The 2,872-nt window shown below is 37.3% G+C and carries 3 protein-coding genes and 1 pseudogene; 3 read left to right on the top strand and 1 reads right to left on the bottom strand.

Annotated elements, in window-relative coordinates:
• The 3 genes from pseC to F6K49_RS39185 form a co-directional block, all read left to right on the top strand.
• The coding region (gene pseC, locus F6K49_RS39195; protein ID WP_366514287.1) for a UDP-4-amino-4,6-dideoxy-N-acetyl-beta-L-altrosamine transaminase at window positions 1-1,143 on the top strand (1,143 nt) is incomplete at its 5' end.
• Window positions 1,140-1,517 (top strand): NTP transferase domain-containing protein, encoded by a 378-nt coding sequence (locus F6K49_RS39190; protein ID WP_293105948.1) that lies wholly within the window; start codon window positions 1,140-1,142, stop codon window positions 1,515-1,517. The genes pseC and F6K49_RS39190, both read left to right, overlap by 4 nt.
• 41 nt (window positions 1,518-1,558) lie before the next feature.
• Window positions 1,559-1,819 (top strand): hypothetical protein, encoded by a 261-nt coding sequence (locus tag F6K49_RS39185; protein WP_293105954.1) that lies wholly within the window; start codon window positions 1,559-1,561, stop codon window positions 1,817-1,819.
• On the opposite strand, the pseudogene F6K49_RS39180 reads toward F6K49_RS39185, so the two are convergent.
• Window positions 1,796-2,872: pseudogene (locus tag F6K49_RS39180) on the bottom strand (IS4 family transposase); the annotation flags it as partial. The gene F6K49_RS39185 and the pseudogene F6K49_RS39180 overlap by 24 nt on opposite strands.

Raw genomic sequence — 2,872 nt, 5'->3', positions numbered from 1 at the left:
TGTCAAACTATTAGTCAACAGGATATTGATGCTGTAGTTGAGGTTTTGCAATCCGATTGGCTGACCCAGGGACCAGCGATCGCTAAATTTGAGCAGTCTGTGGCGGATTATTGCGGGGCAACCTATGGTGTAGCTGTGTCTAGTGCTACGGCGGCTTTGCACATTGCTTGCCTAGCTGCTGGGTTGGGCAAAGGGGATACACTGTGGACCTCCCCCAACACGTTTGTGGCATCTGCTAATTGTGGACGATATTGCGGGGCAAGGGTTGATTTTGTTGATATTAACCCTAGGACTTATAACCTCAGTGTAGAGGAGTTAGAGCGCAAATTAATTTGGGCAGAGCAACAAGGCTGTTTACCAAAATTAGTAATTCCAGTTCATTTTTCTGGTCAGTCCTGTGAGATGAACTCGATTGGAGTGTTAGCTCAAAAGTACGGTTTTAGGGTGATTGAAGATGCTTCCCACGCTATTGGTGCACGATATCAAGGACAGCCGATTGGCTTAGGTCAGTTTTCTGATCTAACGGTGTTTAGCTTTCATCCGGTGAAGATTATCACTACTGGTGAGGGTGGTATGGTGCTAACAAATCAAGCAGATTTATACGAAAAACTGATCCGACTACGCACTCATGGTATTACCCGCAAGCCGGAGTTGATGAAAGGGGAATCTGATGGTCCTTGGTATTATCAGCAGTTAGAATTAGGCTTTAATTATCGCATTACAGATATCCAAGCAGCGTTGGGTATTAGTCAGATGCAGCGCTTAGACGAGTTTGTTGAGCGCCGCCGGTTTTTAGTTCAAAGGTATAACAAGCTACTGCAAGATTTACCATTGACCTTACCTTGGCAAAATCCAGATACAGAATCGAGTTGGCATTTATACGTCATTCGATTAAAATTGGATAAGATTACTAAAACTCATCGGCAAGTTTTTGAGGAACTTCGTCAAGCAGGAATTGGAGTTAATTTGCACTATATTCCGGTACATACTCAGCCTTATTACCAAGAGTTAGGTTTTGGTTGGGGTGATTTTCCTGAAGCAGAGAAGTATTACCGAGAAGCTATTTCACTTCCTTTGTACTATGGCTTAACTCAAGAATATCAAAACAGGGTAGTAACAGTACTGAAAAAAATTTTGCTATGAGAATTATTGCCATTCTTCAAACTCGTATGGGCTCAACTCGTCTACCGGGTAAAGTTATGAAACAACTCTGTGACAAAACCGTTTTGGCACATGTTATTTCCCGGGTTAGAGCTTGTAATTTACTAGATGAAGTTGTTGTAGCAACGACTAATTCATCAATAGATGATGTCATTGTGACAGAAGCAGAAAAATATGGGGCAAAGTGGTTTCGTGGAAGTGAAGATGATGTTTTAGACAGGTATTATCTAGCAGCTAAAAACTATCACGCTGATGTGGTTGTGAGGATTACTTCTGACTGTCCTCTATTTGACCATACAATCCTGTCACAAATGTTGGAAGAGTTTAAAAAAAAACAAGTAAATAATTACAAATAAATTATTTAAGTAATTGCCTAAAACGTAGCTATCCTCGTGGTTTGGATGCAGAAATTTTTACTTTTGATACTTTAGAAACAGCATTTAAAGAAGCACGAAAGCCATACCAAAGAGAACACGTTACACCCTATATTTACGAACATCCTGAAATCTTTACTTTACATAATCAAACATGGGACGAAGATTTCTCACATTATCGCTGGACTTTGGATACAGAAGACGATTGGAAGCTCATCCAAGCAGTCTACTTTGAGTTGTATCAGGAAGAAAAATTTTTTCTGGGGGGGCGACATGAGAGCTAAAAAGTAGACTGTATAAGCTTCATAGCTCTCATACCTCGTAAATAATTATCGAGCTTATGACGACTTAAACGCATTAACTTATCAACTAATTCCCAACATTGCGACCTAATATTAATCCATTTTTGAGCATACATTCCAATATAAAAATTACTATGTCTTTTAGTTGATCGCCCATATTCTTTGACTCTAGCTACATAGTTCTGAACTCCTTTTTTATTAATTTTTTCTCCCTGAATAGTTGCAATAAAGTAAGCAAAAGAGATTATAATAACTAAAGATATAAAGCGTTCGCCGACAACATTACTGCCTTCCATATTATATCCACCGCTTTTATAATCTCGGAACATCTCCTCAATATCAAAACGTTTTTTATAAGCGGATATTGCCTCAGATACTTCGCTCATATTTGTTAGAATAAACCAACCTTCTTTTGTTACTGAATTTCGATAACTTTTCTTCCATTTACAGGCAATACTAAATCCTGATACTTGTTTAGTTTTGGTGACTTTAACCTTTTCAAAAAATAACGAAATTCCCGGTTTCAATCCCGAGTTTTTCAAGGAAATCCACCCCTGATTTTTGAGCTCAATTTGCTCGTTTTCTCTAAGTCTTAAACAAAACTTAAAACCTTGTTTATCTAGCCACTCAGCCAATTTAACTGAACAAAATTCCCGGTCACCCAAAATGACAACATCATAGCCATCAAATAGCCCTATAATAGTTGATATTATTTGTTTTTGCTCTGAAAAATTACTTGAACCAAGTTTTGAAAGAAGTTCAAAATAAATTGGGATTGCTCGATTTTTATAAATTAGACTAATCATCAATAAATTTTTGTCCTTCCAATTAGTTCTATCGATAGCTAAATAGATTATTTTCTCTTTAGGAAATGTTTGATTTATCCATTCTTTAATAATTGGAAACCACAAATATTTGACATCAAATACTGGCAAAGACAAAAATCTCTGTAGTTTTTTACGTCGTGATTGAAATTGAATGGGTAAAGGGAGTGACTCTGCGATTTTTTCAAGTTTTATATTTTTGGTGTCTTGT

It is taken from the genome of Moorena sp. SIO3I6 (assembly GCF_010672095.1).
This window is presented reverse-complemented; position numbering and strand designations above follow the sequence as displayed.

Coding starts and splice junctions, on each gene's coding strand:
- F6K49_RS39190 (WP_293105948.1), top strand. CDS start 1,140: ATGAGAATTATTGCCATTCTTCAAACTCGTATGGGCTCAACTCGTCTA.